11 protein-coding genes are annotated in these 13,972 nt (G+C 70.9%); 5 read left to right on the plus strand and 6 right to left on the minus strand.

The genetic code is table 11. The features are described 5' to 3' along the window. Positions 1 to 118: 118 nt before the first annotated feature. The 6 genes from hpf to mtnA all read right to left on the minus strand — a co-directional run bounded on the left by hpf (position 119) and on the right by mtnA (position 8,085). Entirely contained in the window at positions 119 to 811 is a 693-nt protein-coding gene (hpf, locus tag ACZ7M3_RS23650; protein WP_373306561.1) for a ribosome hibernation-promoting factor, HPF/YfiA family, read from the minus strand. A 313-nt stretch (positions 812 to 1,124) separates the two neighbouring features. Then, on the minus strand, positions 1,125 to 2,075 hold the full coding sequence (locus ACZ7M3_RS23655) for a ComF family protein (protein ID WP_472065584.1): 951 nt from the start codon (positions 2,073 to 2,075) through the stop codon (positions 1,125 to 1,127). Positions 2,076 to 2,306: 231 nt separating this feature from the next. Next, on the minus strand, positions 2,307 to 4,142 hold the full coding sequence (locus tag ACZ7M3_RS23660; RefSeq protein ID WP_472065585.1) for an LpqB family beta-propeller domain-containing protein: 1,836 nt from the start codon (positions 4,140 to 4,142) through the stop codon (positions 2,307 to 2,309). Then, positions 4,132 to 6,240 carry an MtrAB system histidine kinase MtrB gene (mtrB, locus tag ACZ7M3_RS23665; RefSeq protein WP_472065586.1) on the minus strand — a complete coding sequence of 703 codons (2,109 nt, stop codon included), beginning with the start codon at positions 6,238 to 6,240 and terminating at the stop codon, positions 4,132 to 4,134. Before mtrB ends, ACZ7M3_RS23660 begins: the two co-directional genes overlap by 11 nt. A gap of 1 nt (position 6,241) precedes the next feature. Then, positions 6,242 to 6,931, minus strand: a complete 690-nt coding sequence (gene mtrA, locus ACZ7M3_RS23670; protein WP_015659998.1) for a two-component system response regulator MtrA — start codon at positions 6,929 to 6,931, stop codon at positions 6,242 to 6,244. A gap of 8 nt (positions 6,932 to 6,939) precedes the next feature. Continuing rightward, a complete protein-coding gene (gene mtnA, locus ACZ7M3_RS23675; protein ID WP_097225685.1) occupies positions 6,940 to 8,085 on the minus strand; it encodes an S-methyl-5-thioribose-1-phosphate isomerase in 1,146 nt (381 codons plus the stop codon). Positions 8,086 to 8,225: 140 nt separating this feature from the next. Here mtnA and ACZ7M3_RS23680 point away from each other — a divergent pair, with 140 nt between their 5' ends. From ACZ7M3_RS23680 to ACZ7M3_RS23700, 5 genes are read left to right on the plus strand one after another with little or no spacing between them, the layout of a single operon-like run. Further along, on the plus strand, positions 8,226 to 9,587 hold the full coding sequence (locus ACZ7M3_RS23680; protein ID WP_472065587.1) for a DUF7847 domain-containing protein: 1,362 nt from the start codon (positions 8,226 to 8,228) through the stop codon (positions 9,585 to 9,587). A gap of 4 nt (positions 9,588 to 9,591) precedes the next feature. Further along, complete coding sequence (locus tag ACZ7M3_RS23685) at positions 9,592 to 10,338, plus strand: DUF4129 domain-containing protein (RefSeq protein ID WP_472065588.1); 747 nt, start codon at positions 9,592 to 9,594, stop codon at positions 10,336 to 10,338. Further along, positions 10,335 to 11,525, plus strand: a complete 1,191-nt coding sequence (locus ACZ7M3_RS23690; RefSeq protein WP_472065589.1) for a DUF4350 domain-containing protein — start codon at positions 10,335 to 10,337, stop codon at positions 11,523 to 11,525. Before ACZ7M3_RS23685 ends, ACZ7M3_RS23690 begins: the two co-directional genes overlap by 4 nt. Next, the gene (locus ACZ7M3_RS23695; RefSeq protein WP_096240259.1) at positions 11,525 to 12,514 is read left to right on the plus strand and encodes an AAA family ATPase; all 990 of its coding nucleotides are present in this window, start codon (positions 11,525 to 11,527) and stop codon (positions 12,512 to 12,514) included. The genes ACZ7M3_RS23690 and ACZ7M3_RS23695 overlap by 1 nt, the downstream gene beginning before the upstream one ends. Beyond that, positions 12,514 to 13,824, plus strand: coding sequence for a DUF58 domain-containing protein (locus ACZ7M3_RS23700; RefSeq protein WP_472065590.1), 1,311 nt, complete (start codon positions 12,514 to 12,516; stop codon positions 13,822 to 13,824). The genes ACZ7M3_RS23695 and ACZ7M3_RS23700 overlap by 1 nt, the downstream gene beginning before the upstream one ends. Positions 13,825 to 13,972: the final 148 nt, after the last annotated feature.

A 13,972-nucleotide genomic window follows, 5' to 3' on the forward strand; every position in this document is an offset into this window, starting at 1 on the left:
GATTCCATGCCCGGACGACAGTGGGGTGACAGAGCGGGTCGCGAAGTGGTCGCACACCGGTGCCCCTGGGGGCGCACGCGCGCTCCAGGGGCACCGGCTCAGCCGTCATCGGGGCGGGTCAGCCGCCGAGCGCACCGCCCGGCGCGTCCGGTCCGGCCTGGGTGACCATGGGGTCCGTGCTGAGGTGGATGACGCCGTAGTCGTACGCGTGCCGCCGGTAGACGACACTGGGTTCCTTCGTCTCGGAGTCGACGAAGAGATAGAAGTCGTGCCCGACCAGCTCCATCTCGTAGAGCGCCTGGTCGAGCGTCATCGGGGCGGCCACGTGGGTCTTCTCGCGAACGATGAGGGGGCCTTCGCCCATGACCTCGAGCGAGCCGATCTTCTTCGTCGGCACGCTGTCCGTGTCGTCCTCGTGGACGACGGTCCCGTTCCCGTTGAGCGTCGCGGCGCCGGGGACGTGGTCGGCGACCTCCGCGGCCGAGAGCCGGCCGTTGCCGCGGCGGGTGTAGCGCTTGTCGTGCTGCTTGCGCAGACGGGCCTCGAGTTTGTCCGCCGCCAGGTCGAGTGCCGCGTACGGGTCACTTGCCGCCGCCTCCGCCCGGATCACCGGACCGCGGGAGTGGAGCGTGATCTCCACTCGGTCGCAACGGTCGGCCTGCCGAGGGTTGGGCTCCTTGGACACCTCCACGTCGAGGCTGATCACCTTGCCATCGAGCTTCTGGATCTTCTCCAGCTTCAGCTTCTCGGCCACGTGCTTGCGGAACCGCTCGGGCACCTCGGTCTTGCGGCCCTTGACGACGATGTCCACGCAGAACTCCGTTCCCGGATTGCTCCGCTGCACTGGCGGAGCGTCTCCCTTTTGCACCAGGCCCCGGTGAGTGCCGGAACCTCGGACTTGGTGACTTTCACCTCCTCCTCCCCCATGGGCAAGATCTACACCCCATCGCTACGGGTGATTCAGAAACCCGCAGCACGACATTCGGATGGGCGAGGTACGGCCTGCGCCATTGCCTCACAACCGAACATATCTCGCCTGGACGGATGTCGTCACCCTCTACTGCGGCGTACCTCCGTTCAGGTGAATTGACCTGCTCATTACCTGCAACGATGGAAGTTCCCGGTCAGTTCCGGTTTATTTCGAAGGAGTCCGGCGAGGCCGCGACCACAGCCGCGCAGATCATGTCGTCGACTCCGCTCACACCCACCATTCCCCGGGCTCCTTGTGTCCGATCGGTATCCGCTGTCGTTGCCTCGGTCATCCGTGCCCCCGTTGCTTCCCCCGCTTCCGCGACGCATGCATCGATGTCCAGGTATGGATCGATCTCCGCCACCGCCGCCCGTACGGCACGGGCCGCCTCCGTCATCGAGGCGCCCGTCGTCATCAGGTCGTCCACGAGCACGACCCGGCCCCCGCCCGCCAACAGCCGGGCACCTCCGGCTGCCACCTCCAGGGCGCCCGCGAGATTGTCCAGTCGCTGCCGCGAGTTGAGCCCCGCCTGGTCGGCCACGGCGCGCCGCTGCCGCAGCACGGCCAGCACCCGGGCCGGTGTCCCCGTGCGCCGCAGCTCCCCCGCCGCCGCGAGCGCGATCCGCCGCGCCGGATCATGGCCGCGCGCCCGCACCGCCTGCCGCGAGGACGGCAGGGGAACAAGAAGCAGAGAACCTGTGCCGGAGAGCGGCGCGCGCGCCTGACCACCCCCGGGCCTCAGTTGTCCGTTGCCGCCCCTCAGGCGCCCGTCCCAGGCCGTGGGCAGCCCCTCCGGGACCGGGAGGCGCAGGTGCCCCAGTCCTGCCCGTACAGCCCCCGCCAGGGCCGTCCCCAAAGGTCTCGCAAGTGTCAGTGCCCCCCGTTCCTTGTGGGCGAGGAGCGTCGCGCGCACCTCGTCCTCGTATGGGGCCGCCGCGTGCACGACCGGCAGCCCGGGCGGCTCCGGATCCGGTCGCACCCGGCGCGGTGCGGCCCCGCTCAGGGCGGCACGGCACTCCGGGCAGAGCACCGTGCGAGGCCTTCCGCAGCCTCCGCACTCGGCCGGCAGCACCAGATCGGTGAGGTCCTGCCACCACCCCCGCATGCCCACCACTGTGCCAACCCGCGGGCCGACCGGCCACCCCTGTGGACAACCGCCTGTGGACAACTCCACGGCCATCACCCGTCCGGTGGACCCGACGCGCAATGGCGGCCAGGTCCACCCCATAAGACGGCGAGGTCCACCCCGTACGACGGCCAGATCCACCCCCGTACGGCAGCCGGGCCTGCCCGAAAAGGGAGGCCCGGCAAGTCCGTACCCAGAAGAAAGAAGCCGCTACCCGGGATACACCGGCGCCGTGCCGTCCTTGACGATCTTCTGCCACTGCTCCCCGGACGACAGCCGCACGATCCCGTCCTCCTCCGAGTGCGCCACCAGCGGCAGCCGTTCGTCCTCGGACGCGGCGACCTCCTTCACCCCCGTCAGCGCGGAGGGTGCGGTGCCCACCGGAGTGGAGCCGTCGACCTGGACGTAGCGCATCTGCTGCACCCCGCCGGACTCGCGCCCGACGACGACGAGGCGGCTGTCCCCGGCCCACGACATGGCGGTGACCTCCTCCAGCTGCGGCGCCGCGGAGCGCAGCTCGAGGATCGAGACGAGAGGCCGTCCGCCGGTCTCGGTGTCACGCTGGATGCGCCCGATCTGCAGCGAGCTCTTGCCGTCCTTCTGCACGATCAGCGCGATCCGCACCCCGTCGGCGGCCACCCGCACCGCCTGGACACGGCCGTCGATGCCCGGCGCGGTGACCGCCAGCGGAGTACCCGCGCCCTTCTCCAGCAGGAGCAGTCGCGGGTTCTTCGGATCGCGGTCGGCCACCCACAGGTCGCCCTGTCCGTCCCAACTGGGCGTCGTCAGCCGGTCGTCCGCCTTCGCCCCCTGGCTGTGCAGCACCGCGTCCCCCAGCGAGGCGCCCGACACCAGCGATCCGACGTACAGCGAACTCCCGTCGGCCGACACGCCGGCCGCGCTCTCCTCGCTCCGCGACACCGCGGCCGACCGCAGCTTCTTGTCGCCCACTCCCAGCGCACCGGGTACCGGCTCGGGCTGCTTGTCACTGTTGCCGCTGGGCAGCCGTACGAGCCGCTGCTTGGCATCGATGAAGTACTCGTACTCAGGGTGCCTGGCCGTGCCGTGCGAAGCGACGGTCTCCGCCCGGCTCTCGGTGACCACGCACAACTGCGAACCGTTCGACCGCTGCAGCTCCACCTCGTCGACGCCCGTGGGCGTCAGATCCTGGAGCGTGAAGAGGAGTTGGGTCGCCATCTTGTTGCACTGGGTCTCGCCGACCCGGTCGGCCCTCTTGTTCAGCGGGACCGTCACCCTGTTGCGGTCGTCGGGCGACAGCGACGTGACGCCCTTCTTCAGCTCCGTGTCGGAGGGGAAGCTCGACGTCACCACCGGATCCAGCCAGCGCGTGGGCCCCTTCAGGAGCGACCGGACCATCTCCGTCATCGGGTCCACCTTGTTCCGCACATAGACGGGATCGGCGACGGTCCCCAGCGGTCCGCCCGACCCGGAGGTCACATTCGAGGCGAAGTAGTACTTGTTGACGGACACGTAGTTGCGCTGGAAGTCGGAGTTGCCCATCACCACGCCCTGCGGCAGCGCGTCGATGCGCCACTGCTTGGTGTCCTTCTGCAGCGTGAGGTGCACCGTCGTCCGGTACGAACCGGCGTCCGGCGCATACGCGTGCTGCTCGTCCACCGTGGCGACCTTGCTGCCGGAGAGCGTGTACGAGCCGTCGCCCTCCCTGGTGCCCGAGTGCTCCGACTCGGGGTTGGGCCCGTCCGCGAGGACGGTCGTCGAGCGGTACGGATCCCACGTTTTGCGGGCGCTCGCCGTCAGATACTTGCGCGCCGTCTCGTACTGCGCGTCGTCACTGGTCAGTGCCTCCAGGAAGCCCTGCACGATCTCCGCCGGCGGGGCGTCCTCGCGGGGCGGCAGCGCGAAGACGCGGACCTGCGAGTCCTGCCTCGGCGTGGACTCGACCCCGCGCAGATCCCCGCTGTCCGGCATCGAGGCGCACCCGGTCAGCAGCAGTGCGCCGCAGCCGATGTACACCCCCACGCGCGCGGGACGCCGACGGCCGCTCCCCTCGCGGTCAGCGACCACGAAATGCCTCCCCTTGCCCGAGTTCCTCGGGCTCTGTTTGTCCGAGTTCTTCAGGCCCGCCGCCGTCCCGGCCACGCTCCTGAACGCTCCGTTCCCCACCCGCGGCGGGCATGTCGTCCGGCCGCCGCACGGCCCCGGCGGGCCTCGGCACCACACGCGCGCCGTTGCCCGGCAGCGCCGTCGGATCGGCCGTGGGCGACGCCCCGGCCAGTCGCGGCACCACGGACGTCCGCTGCATGGGCGGCGCCGCCTTCCCACCCGCGGCCTGCATCGGCACCGTGGCGAGCTTGTCGCCGCCGCCGGAGGGCAGTCCCGCGTCATTAAGTCCACGATTACGCCGCGAGTCCATGGGCTCCAGGGGTATCGGAGACCCCCGCAGCGGCTCGTCCGCGGTACGCGGCAGCGTCAGCCGGAACTGCGAACCGCCGCCCGGCTCACCCCACGCCTGCAGCCAGCCGCCGTGCAGCCGGGCGTCCTCCAGGGCGATGGACAGCCCGAGGCCCGTGCCGCCGGTGGTACGCGCGCGTGCCGGATCGGCACGCCAGAAGCGGCTGAAGACCCGGGTCGCCTCTCCGGGCTTGAGGCCGACGCCGTAGTCACGCACCGCGATGGCGACCGCCCCGCCCGCCGTGGCGAGCTTGACCACCACTTCCTTGCCGTCGCCGTGCTCCACGGCGTTGACGACGAGATTGCGCAGCACCCGCTCCACCCGCCGGGCATCCGCCTCGGCGACCACCGGCTGCTGGTCGCCGACGACACGTATCTGCGAGCCCTTGCGCTCGGCGAGCGGCTCAGCACCGCTGACGACACGCCGTACGACTTCCCGGAGGTCTATCGCCTCGGCCTCCAGCGCCGCCGCACCCGCGTCGAACCGGCTGATCTCCAGCAGGTCCGCGAGCAGCGTCTCGAACCGGTCCAGCTGATCGGCGAGCAGCTCGGCCGACCGAGCAGTCACCGGATCGAAGTCCACGCGCGCGTCGTGGATGACGTCGGCCGCCATCCGGACGGTCGTGAGCGGCGTACGCAGCTCGTGCGACACGTCGGACACGAACCGTCGCTGCATCCGCGACAGGTCCTCCAGCTGCTGGATCTTCAGCTGAAGGTTCTGCGCCATCTTGTTGAAGGCCTCGCCGAGCCGCGCGATGTCGTCCTCGCCGGTGACCTTCATCCGTTCCTGCAGGCGCCCGGCGGAGAGCCGCTCGGCGATCCCGGCCGCCATCCGCACCGGAGTGACGACCTGGCGCACCACGAGCCAGGCGATGGCTCCCAGAAGCACCACGACGAACAGTCCGGCCGTCGCGAGCGTCCCCTTGACCAGGCTCAGCGACTTCTCCTCCTGCGTCAGCGGGAAGAGGTAGTAGAGCTGGTACGCGTCTCCGTTGGGGTCGAGTACCTGCTTGCCGATGACCAGCGCGGCCTGCGACTCCTTGCCATCCTTGTAGACGACCCTGGTGTAGCTCTGGGCCGCCATCGTGTTGCTGTCGACGCGGGCGCGCAGGTCCTCCGGGATGCTCACGGTCGGATCGACGTCACCCGAGGAACGCGGACCCCGCCCGGCCCCGCCGTTGCCGGCCACGGTGGAGCTGAGCGTCACCACGTCGAAGGCGCCCTGGCCGCCGCTGGAAAGGGAGACGACGAGGTCGTTCATCCACTGGCTGACGTTCTTGGACGGACGGCCGTCCGCACTCGAACCGTCGTCGCCATTGGCCGTGGCGGCCGCGTCCGCCTTCTGCTTGGCCACCGAGAAGCCACCCGTGGCCTGGCTCTGCGAGGCCTTGACCTTGGCGTCCAGCAGACCGTTGCGCACCTGCCCGATGACCACGAAGCCGAGCAGCAGCACGACACCCAGCGACATCAGCAGCGTCGTGACGACGATCTTGAGCTGGATGTTGCGCCGCCACAGCCGCATCACGGGCAGCAACGGACGGCGCACCCAGCGCATGAACAACCGAAGGACCGGGCTGCCCTGGACTCCGCCCTGCAGCAGCCCGCCCTCCAATACACGTCCCCAACGGGAGCCCGTCACCTTCCGGCCGACAGGCCGCCCCGAACGGACCCCCGACTCACCGGGCGCCGAAGCGGCACTGTCCCGGGACATGTCAGCTCGGTCCGGCCTTGTAACCGACACCACGGACGGTCACCACGATCTCCGGCCGCTCCGGGTCCTTCTCGACCTTGGAGCGCAGCCGCTGGACATGGACGTTGACCAGTCGGGTGTCCGCCGCATGCCGGTAGCCCCACACCTGCTCGAGGAGAACCTCCCGCGTGAACACCTGCCACGGCTTGCGGGCCAGTGCTACGAGCAGATCGAACTCCAGCGGCGTCAGGGCGATCGACTGCCCGTCCCGCTTCACAGAGTGACCGGCCACATCGATCACAAGATCGCCGATGGCCAGCTGCTCGGGCGCCGGTTCCTCGGAACGACGCAGCCGCGCCCTGATCCGCGCCACCAGTTCCTTTGGCTTGAACGGCTTCACGATGTAGTCGTCGGCGCCGGACTCGAGGCCGACCACGACATCGACGGTGTCGCTCTTCGCGGTGAGCATCACGATCGGCACCCCGGACTCCGCCCTGATCAGGCGGCACACCTCGATACCGTCCCGGCCGGGAAGCATCAGGTCCAGGAGCACCAGATCAGGCTTGGTCTCACGGAAAGCGGCCAGCGCCTTGTCGCCGTCGGCTACGAAAGACGGCTCAAAACCTTCACCACGCAACACAATGCCGAGCATCTCGGCCAGTGCGGTGTCGTCATCGACGACAAGGACTCGTCCCTTCATAAACGACATCATCCCATTAACTAAATCGTTACCTGGCGTGACCTGTCACACAGCTCAGCGAGTGCCTCTGCTGTCACGGGCGACACAGCGCCCTCTTCGGTCACGATCGCCGTCACCAACTCGGGGGGCGTCACATCGAACGCCGGGTTGTACGCCTGGGTCCCCAGGGGTGCCACCGGTATCCCGCCTCCCGCTTCCACTCCCGCCACCGGCACCTGAGGTGCTGTGACCTCGGTCACTTCATGACCGGGACGCTGCTCGACCTCGATGGATGCTCCATCCGGGGTGTCCGGGTCCACCGTCGTCACCGGCGCCACCACGATGAAAGGCACATGGTGATACCGGGCCAGCACCGCGAGCGGATAGCTCCCCACCTTGTTCGCCACCGAACCGTCGGCAGCGATCCGATCGGCCCCGATGAGCACCGCGTCCACCTCCCCCGCCGCGAACAGTGATCCCGCCGCGTTGTCCGTGAGCAAGGTGTACGCCATTCCGTTGCGCGCCGCCTCGTAAGCCGTCAGGCGAGCACCTTGCAGCAACGGACGCGTTTCGTCCACCCACAGCCTCCGCAGCTGCCCCGCCCGATGCGCCGCGAGGGCCACGGCGAAGGCCGTCCCCTCCCCGCCGGACACCAGCGCCCCGGTGTTGCAATGCGTCAGAATCCGGTGCCCGCCACCCGGCAGCAGCTCGTCGAGCAGCGCCAACCCGTGCTCGGCCATCCGAGCACTGGCCGCGGCATCCTCCCGGTGCAGCGCCCGCGCCGCCTCCAGCGCCGCCCCGGCGGCCCGCCGCTGATCACCGCCGCCGGAGAGCGCGGCACGATACGCCGTCTGCGCCCGGCGCACACCGACAGCGAGGTTCACCGCGGTGGGCCGCGCGCCCGCCAGCGCCCGGGCGGCATCGTCCACGTCGAAGCCGCGCACGGCGGCGAGCGCGACTCCGTATGCCCCGGCGATACCCAGCAACGGCGCCCCTCGCACGGCCAGCGTGCGGATCGCCTCCACCAGCGCGGGAGCGTCCGTGCACACCAGCTCGACTTCCTCGGCCGGCAACCGTGTCTGGTCGAGAAGGACCAGCACCGGCCCTTCGGGCGGCTCGTCCCAGCGGATCGCCGGTATCTCCAGTAGCCCGTCGCCCTCGCGGAATTGCGCGTACTGATCAGCCATCCGCCCAGTCTGCCCCGTAGCAGGCGGACAATTGAAGGTGTCCACCCCATACGGGGGCCGGTCCCATGCCGGGCACACCGTGGCACGATGGCTGCCAACCTGCCGCCGCGACCGCGGACGGGCACCGTGAAGGAGCGACGATGAAAGACACTCCGGGCTGGGCCTCGCCCGGATCTGCCCCCTCCGACGGGCAGGAGCCGGACAACTCCGGCGCCGCCGAGCCCCCGGAGCAGCCCGCGGACCAAGGTGGCACGAACCAGCCTGAGCCGCCCTCGAAGTGGTCCAAGGAGCAGCCCCCGCCCGGCCAGTGGTCCGCTCCCAGCCCAGAGGGCCCCGGCCAGGCCCCGCCGCCACCGCCCCCCGGCCCCGGCTGGGGTGGCCAGCAGCCCCCGGGCGCGGGCGGCTACGGAGGCCAGGGCGGCGGCTACGGCGGCTGGGGAGGCCCCGGCCGTGGCTACGGAGGCCCAGGAGGCCCCGGTGGCTGGGGCGGCAACTGGGGCGGGCCACCGCCCGCCGCCAAGCCCGGCGTGATCCCCCTGCGCCCGCTCGGCGTCGGCGAGATCCTCGACGGCGCGGTCTCCACGATGCGGACCTACTGGCGCACCGTCCTGGGCATCTCGCTCACCGTCGCCGTCGTCACACAGATCGCGGTCATCCTGCTCCAGGGCCTGGTCCTGGACGACAGCGCGAGCACGGACGTCCTCAACGACCCGAGCGCCACAGCCGGCGAGCTGAGCCGCGCCCTGGGCGACACCCTGCTGAGCTCCGGCGTCGTCGTGCTCATCGGCCTGCTCGGCACCATCGTCGCCACGGCCCTGCTCACCTCCGTGACCAGCCGCGCGGTGCTCGGCAAGTCGGTGACCACCGCCGAGGCCTGGCGCGACGCCAGACCCCGGCTGCCGAAACTGTTCGCCCTGACCTTCCTGCTGCCGCTCATCGCCGTCGCGATCATCACCGTCGGCACTCTTCCCGGCCTGCTCATCGCCGTCGCCGGCTCGAGCAGCGCGGGCGCCGCACTCGCGGTCCTCGGCGGGCTCGGCGCGGGCGTCGTCGCCCTCTGGCTGATGATCCGCTTCTCGCTCGCCTCGCCCGCCCTGATGCTGGAGAAGCAGGGCGTCCTGAAGTCGATGAGCCGCTCCGCGAAGCTCGTCCGCGGTTCCTGGTGGCGAGTCTTCGGCATCCAGCTGCTCGCCACGATCATCGCCAACATCGTGGCGTCGATCATCGTGATCCCCTTCGCGCTCATCGCCTCCGCCCTGAGCGGCGACGGCGTCGCCGGTTTCCTTGGCAGCGGCGGCAGCCCCGGCTGGACGTTCCTCATCGTCAGCGGAATCGGTTCGGTGATCGGCTCCATGATCACCTTCCCGATCTCCGCGGGCGTCACCGTGCTCCTCTACATCGACCAGCGCATCCGCCGCGAGGCCCTCGACCTCGACCTGGCACGCGCCGCCGGTGTCCAGGACTACGGCTCCAGCACCCCCGGCACCACTCCGGGGAGCTGATGCGGTGAGTCCGGCGGGGGGAGTTCTCACAGCGGTACTGGCACTGACACGCACCGGCGCCACGGCCGTACTCGCGCTGCCGCGCGACGACGAACCACCGGTGACGATCCCGCGCGACCCCGCGCGGGAGGCGGCCAAGCGCGAACTGTCCAAACGGATGTACCACGAGAACGACCCCAGCCCGGTGCAACGCGCTCTGAACGCCTTCTGGGACTGGGTCGACAAACTGTTCAGCGCCGCCTCCACGGCGACTCCCGGCGGCACGCTCGGACTTGTCGTCATCGTGGTGGCGGTGCTGGCGGTCGTGGCCGCCCTCTGGTGGCGCCTCGGCACCCCGCACCGCACCCCCACCTCCTCCGCCGCACTCTTCGACGATCGCCCCCGCAGCGCCGCCGAACACCGCGCGGCCGCCGAAGCGCACGCCGCCCAGGGCCACTGGAACCAAGCCGTGCAGGAACGCATGCGCGCCGTCGTGCGCTCCCTCGAGGAACGCGCCCTGCTCGACCCACGCCCCGGCCGCACCGCGGACGAGGCCGCCGCCGAAGCGGGCCGCACACTGCCCTCCCACTCGGACCGACTGCGCGCCGCCGCCCGGGACTTCGACGAGGTCACATACGGGGGCCGGTCCGCGGGCTCCGACACATACCACCGCCTCACCGAACTCGACCGCGACCTCGAGCGCACCAAACCCGTACTCACCAGCAGCGCCCAGAGCACGGACCACAACAGCCGCCAGGGGGCCGCCTCATGACCGAGGCCACCCTCACGTCCACCTCGGCCTCGCCCACCGTCCGCCAGGTGTGGACCCGCACTCGAGGCATCGTCCTCGCCGTCGTGATCCTGCTCGCGGCCGCCGTCGCGATCGCCGCGATCCGCTCCGGCGCCCAGCACGGCCGCCTCGACCCACGCTCCGCCGACCCCTACGGCAGCCGCGCCACCGCCGAACTCCTCGGCGACCGCGGGGTCTCCACGCGCGTGGTCACCACCCTGGACGAGGCCCGCGCCGCGGCCGGCGCCGACACCACTCTCCTCGTCGCCGCCCCGGACCTGCTGACCGACCATCAGCAGGCCGGCTTCCGCGCGGCGACCAAGAACTCCGGCGGCCGCACGATCCTGATCGCCCCCGACTCGCCCTCCCTCGGCACCCTCGCCCCCGGAGTCACCGCCGATCCCGCGATCAGCTTCCACTCGACGCTCGCCCCCGACTGCGACCTGCCCGCCGCCCGCCGCGCGGGCGGCGCCGACACCGGCGGCATCCGCTACAGCACCGCCGACCCCGGCGCCGACGTCTGCTACCCCAGCGACGGCCTGCCCACCCTGCTCCGCATCCCGGCGGCCACCGGGAACGGCGACACCGTCGTCATCGGCGCCCCCGACATCCTCTACAACAACCGTCTCGACAAGCAGGGCAACGCCTCGCTCGCCCTCCAACTGCTCGGTTCCCGCCCCCACTTGGTCTGGTACCTCCCCTCCCTCTCCGACACCTCGGCCACCGACGCGGGCCAAAAGACCTTCCTCGACCTGCTCCCCTCGGGCTGGCTCTGGGGCACTCTTCAGCTCTTCATCGCGGCAGGCCTGGCCGCCCTGTGGCGGGCACGCCGACTCGGCCCCCTCGTACCCGAACGCCTCCCCGTCGCGATCCGCGCCTCCGAAACCGTCGAAGGCCGCGCACGCCTCTACCGCAAGGCCAACGCCCGCGACCGCGCGGCCGCCGCTCTGCGCTCCACCACACGCACCCGACTCGCCCCCCTCGTCGGCGTATCCCCCGCTCAGGCGCACGCGCCCGAGGCACTGCTCCCCGCCCTGTCCGCCCGTCTCGACAGCGATGGACAGGCCCTGCACACCCTCCTCTTCGGCCCGCCGCCCAGCGACGACGCGGCCCTCATCTCCCTCGCCGACCAACTCGACGCCCTCGAAAGAGAGGTACGCCGTTCATGATGGCCCCGACCACTGACAACGCCGGGTACGCCGGGGATCCGGGCACCGCCCGCTCCTCCCTGGAAGCCCTGCGCGCCGAGATCGCCAAAGCCGTGGTCGGCCAGGACCCCGCCGTGACCGGCCTCGTCGTCGCCCTCCTCTGCCGCGGACACGTTCTACTAGAAGGAGTCCCCGGAGTCGCCAAAACGTTGCTCGTCCGCGCGCTCGCATCTGCGCTCGAACTCGACACCAAGCGCGTCCAGTTCACTCCCGACCTGATGCCGAGCGACATCACCGGCTCACTCGTCTACGACGCCCGCACCGCCGAGTTCTCGTTCCAGCCCGGCCCGGTCTTCACGAACCTCCTGCTGGCCGACGAGATCAACCGCACCCCGCCCAAGACCCAGTCGTCCCTCCTCGAAGCGATGGAGGAGCGTCAAGTCACGGTCGACGGCACACCCCGCCCGCTCCCGGAACCCTTCCTGGTCGCCGCGACCCAGAACCCGGTCGAGTACGAGGGAACGTATCCTCTGCCCGAAGCCCAACTGGACCGCTTCCTCCTGAAACTGACGATCCCTCTGCCGTCCCGTCAGGACGAGATCGACGTCCTCACCCGCCACGCCGAGGGCTTCAACCCGCGCGACCTGCGCGCCGCCGGCGTACGCCCCGTGGCGGGCCCGGCCGACCTGGAAGCCGCCCGCGCCGCCGTGGCCAAGACATCGGTGTCCCCCGAAATCACCGGCTACGTCGTCGACATCTGCCGCGCCACCCGCGAATCGCCGTCCCTCACCCTCGGCGTCTCCCCGCGCGGTGCGACCGCCCTCCTCGCCACCGCCCGTGCCTGGGCCTGGCTGACCGGCCGCGACTACGTCATCCCCGACGACGTGAAGGCCCTGGCCCTGCCCACCCTCCGCCACCGCATCCAGCTCCGCCCCGAGGCCGAGATGGAGGGCGTGACAGCCGACTCGGTCATCAACGCGATCCTCGCCCACGTCCCCGTCCCCCGCTGATGGCACTCACCGGACGCGCCGCCCTGCTGGCGGCCCTCGGCACACTCCCCGTCGGCATCTGGGAGCCCAGTTGGACGGGCATCCTCGCCGTGAACGCTCCTCTGGCCTTGGCCTGCGCCTGCGACGCCGCCCTGGCCGCACCCGTGCGCCGCCTCGGCCTGGCTCGCTCCGGCGACACTTCTGTACGCCTCGGCCAGACCGCCGATGTCACCCTGACCGTCACCAATCCCTCCGGCCGCCTCCTGCGCGCCCGCCTCCGTGACGCCTGGCCTCCCAGCAGCTGGGAGCCGGGCACCGAGGTGGCCGCCTCCCGCCACCGCCTGACGGTCCCCGCCGGCGAACGTCGACGCCTCACCACCCGCCTGCGCCCCACCCGCCGAGGCGACCGCCAGGCGGACCGCGTCACCATCCGCTCGTACGGCCCCCTCGGTCTCTTCTCCCGCCAAGGCAGCCACCAGGTGCCCTGGACGGTACGAGTCCTGCCACCCTTCACCAGCCGCAAGCACCTCCCCTCCAAACTGGCCCGCCTACGCGAACTCGACGGCCGCACCAGCGTCCTGACCCGCGGCGAGGGCACGGAATTCGACAGCCTGCGCGAGTACGTCCCCGGTGACGACACCCGCTCCATCGACTGGCGCGCCACGGCCCGCCAGACCAAGGTCGCCGTACGCACCTGGCGTCCCGAGCGCGACCGCCACATCCTTCTGGTCCTCGACACGGGCCGAACCTCGGCCGGTCGCGTGGGCGACGCCCCGCGTCTGGACGCCTCCATGGACGCGGCACTCCTCCTGGCCGCCCTGGCCTCCCGGGCCGGCGACCGCGTGGACCTCCTCGCGTACGACCGCCGAGTACGCGCCCTGGTCCAGGGCCGCTCAGCCGGCGACGTCCTCCCTTCCCTGGTCAACGCGATGGCGACTCTGGATCCGGAGCTCGTCGAAACGGACGCCCGCGGCCTCACCGCCACGGCCCTCCGTACGGCCCCTCGCCGCTCCCTGATCGTGCTGCTGACCAGCCTCGACGCGGCCCCCATCGAAGAGGGCCTGCTCCCCGTACTCTCCGGTCTCACCCACCGCCACACAGTCCTCGTGGCCTCAGTGGCCGACCCACACATCGCGCACATGGCTACGGCTCGGGGAAGCGTCGAGGCGGTGTACGAGGCGGCAGCCGCGGCCCAGGCCCAGACGGAACGTCATCGCACGGCCGAACAACTCCAGCGCCACGGAGTAACCGTCGTCGACGCGGTTCCGGACAACCTGGCGCCTGCCCTCGCGGATGCGTATCTGGCACTCAAGGCGGCGGGACGGCTGTAAGCGGGCACAAAAAAAGGGGCCTCTCGATTCGAGAGGCCCCAAGAAAAGATCCTGAACGCAGAAAACCCCCGTACCGATTTCCCGGTACGGGGGTTCTCCCTACAATTAGTTCGGCGGCGTCCTACTCTCCCACAGGGTCCCCCCTGCA

The sequence above is a fragment of the Streptomyces sp. NPDC111656 genome (assembly GCF_055656965.1).